Raw genomic sequence first — 3168 nt, 5'->3', positions numbered from 1 at the left:
GTCGTCACTCAGGAGTGACGACCTCGCGGCGTTGTGACGACCTCATGGCCGTCGGGGGTACGGGGACGCTCAGCGCGCCTCGGCGTCGGCGCCCTCGTCCTCGTCCACCGGCTTGCGGTACGGGTCCGCCTCGCCGGCGTACTGCGCGCCCGTCGCCAGGGCCGAGACCTCGCGGTCCCGGCGCGCGGCCTCGAGCAGCGCCGCGTCCAGGTGGGCGGCGGTCTCGGGCACGGCGTCCAGGTGGAACTCCAGCGTCGGGGTGAGCCGGACGCCGGTCTGCTTGCCGACCTCGGACCGGATCAGGCCCTTCGCGCTCTCGAGCGCCTGGGCCGTGCCCGTGCGGGCCTCCTCGTCGCCGAGCACCGTGTAGAACACGCTGGCGTGCTGCAGGTCGCCGGTCACGCGCACGTCGGTGACGGTCACGAAGCCGAGCCGCGGGTCCTTGATCCGGGTGTCGAGCATCTGCGCGACGATCTGCTGGATGCGGTCCGCGAGCTTGCGGGCCCGGGGGTGGTCCACCATGTCGATCTCCTCTCAGCGCCCGCGTCGGCGGGCGGACGAACGGCCGCGGGCCTGCCCCCACGCTCGGCGCGTGGGGGCAGACCCGCAAGTGGGACCGGTCAGGAGCGCGGCTTCTCGCGCATCTCCCAGGTCTCGATGAGGTCGCCCACCGTGATGTCGTTGTACGACCCGAGGCCGATACCGCACTCGAAGCCCTCGCGGACCTCCGTGGCGTCGTCCTTGAACCGCTTGAGCGACTCGACGGTGAGGTTGTCGCCGATGACCGCGCCGTTCCGGAGCACCCGCGCCTTGGTGTTGCGGCGGATCTCCCCGGACCGGACGATCGAGCCGGCGATGTTGCCGAACTTGGAGGAGCGGAACACCTCGCGCACCTCGGCGGAACCGAGCTGCACCTCCTCGTACTCCGGCTTGAGCATGCCCTTGAGGGCCGCCTCGACGTCGTCGATCGCCTGGTAGATGACCGAGTAGAACCGGACGTCCACGCCCTCGCGCTCGGCGAGGTCCTCCACCCGCTCCGCGTACTTGACGTTGAAGCCGATGATGATGGCGTTGTCGACCGTGGCGAGGTTGACGTCGTTCTGCGTGATCGCACCGACACCGCGGTGGATGACCCGCAGCTCGACCTCGTCGCCCACGTCGATCTTGAGCAGCGCGTCCTCCAGCGCCTCGACGGCACCGGACACGTCGCCCTTGAGGACCAGGTTGAGGGTCTCGACCTTGCCCTGCTGCAGCGCCTGCGTGAAGTCCTCGAGGCTGATGCGCTTGCGGCGCTTGGCCAGGAGGGCGGCGCGCTCGGCGGCCTCGCGCTTCTCGGCGATCTGCCGGGCGGTGCGCTCGTCCGGCGCCACCAGGAAGGTGTCGCCGGCGCTCGGCACCGAGGCCAGGCCGAGGACCAGCACCGGACGGGCCGGGCCCGCCTCGGTGACGTTCGCGCCGTGCTCGTCGAACATCGCCCGGACGCGGCCGTGGGCCGTGCCCGCGACGATCGCGTCGCCGACGTGCAGCGTGCCGGACTGGACCAGGACGGTCGCGACGGCGCCGCGGCCCTTGTCCAGGTTCGCCTCGATGGCGACACCGCGGGCGTCCTTGTCGGGGTTGGCCCGCAGGTCGAGCGCGGCGTCCGCGGTCAGCAGCACGGCCTCGAGCAGGTCGTCGATGCCCATCCGCTGCTTGGCGGAGACGTCGACGAACATGGTGTCGCCGCCGTACTCCTCGGCCACCAGGTTGTACTCGGTGAGCTGCTGGCGGATCTTGGCGGGGTTGGCCCCCTCCTTGTCCACCTTGTTGACCGCGACCACGATCGGCACGTTCGCCGCCTGGGCGTGGTTGAGCGCCTCGATGGTCTGGGGCATCACGCCGTCGTCCGCCGCGACCACGAGGATCGCGATGTCCGTCACCTGCGCACCACGGGCACGCATGGCGGTGAACGCCTCGTGACCCGGGGTGTCGATGAACGTGATGGCCCGGTCCTGGCCCTCGTGCTCGGTGCGGACCTGGTAGGCGCCGATGTGCTGGGTGATGCCGCCGGCCTCGCCCGCGACGACGTCCGTGGAGCGGATGGCGTCGAGGAGCTTGGTCTTTCCGTGGTCGACGTGACCCATGACGGTGACGACCGGCGGGCGCGGGAACAGGTCCTCGTCGCCCTCGCCCTCGAGCTCGGCGTCCAGGTCGATGTCGAAGGCCCCGAGCAGCTCGCGGTCCTCCTCCTCGGCCGAGACCATCTCCACGACGTAGCCGAGCTCGGTGGCCAGCGTGCCGAAGGTGTCCTCGTCGAGGGACTGGGTCGCGGTCGCCATCTCACCGAGGTGGAACAGCACCGTGACCAGCGAGGCCGGGTTGGCGTCGATCTTGTCGGCGAAGTCGTTCAGCGACGAGCCGTGGCGCAGGCGGATGACGGTCGAGCCGTTCCCGCGGGGCACCTGCACGCCGCCGAGCGACGGCGCCTGCATCTGCTCGAACTCCTGGCGCTTCGCGCGCTTCGACTTCCGCCCGCGGACCGGACGACCACCGGCGCGACCGAACGCGCCCTGGGTCGAGCCGCGCCCACCGGCACCGGGACGACCGCCGCCGCCCGGACGGCCGGCGAAGCCGCCGCCGCCACCGGGACGACCACCGCCGCCGCCGTAGCCGCCGCCACCACCGCCGGGACGGCCACCGCCGCCGCCGGCACGGGCCGGACGGTCGCCGGGGCGGCCGACGCCGCTGGTGCTGCGGCCCGGCATCATGCCCGGGTTCGGGCGCGGGCCACCGGGACGCGGCGCCGCAGGACGGGGCCCGCCGGGACGGTCGCCGGCCTGCGCGCCGGCCGAGGCGGCCGGGGCGTCGGAGCGGCGCTCGCCCGGACGGGGCATGCCCTGCGAGGACGCGAACGGGTTGTTGCCCGGGCGCGGGCCACCGGGGCGCGGACCGCCGGAGCGGGGCATGCCCTGGGAGGACGCGAACGGGTTGTTGCCCGGACGGGGACCGCCCGGACGCGGGGCGCCACCGGGGCGCGGACCGCGGTCGCCGCCGCCCTGACCCTCGGAGGAGCGGGCCGGCTGGGCCGGACGCGGCGCCGGGGCGGCCGGACGGGCCGGACCGGGACGCGCGGCCGGGGCCGACGGTGCGGACGCAGCCGCAGCCGGGGCCGCGGGGGCGGCCGGGGCC

General features: G+C 73.9%; 2 protein-coding genes. Both read right to left on the bottom strand.

What is annotated here, in order from left to right; genetic code table 11:
- Positions 1-69: 69 nt before the first annotated feature.
- Entirely contained in the window at positions 70-522 is a 453-nt protein-coding gene (gene rbfA, locus AC3WUG_RS19500) for a 30S ribosome-binding factor RbfA (protein ID WP_492329185.1), read from the bottom strand.
- 98 nt (positions 523-620) lie between these two features.
- Positions 621-3168 (bottom strand): translation initiation factor IF-2 (infB, locus tag AC3WUG_RS19495; RefSeq protein WP_492329184.1); only part of this gene is annotated, 2548 nt, incomplete at its 5' end.

Source organism: Cellulomonas sp. EB106-03-03-XG116 (genome assembly GCF_058792015.1).
This window is presented reverse-complemented; position numbering and strand designations above follow the sequence as displayed.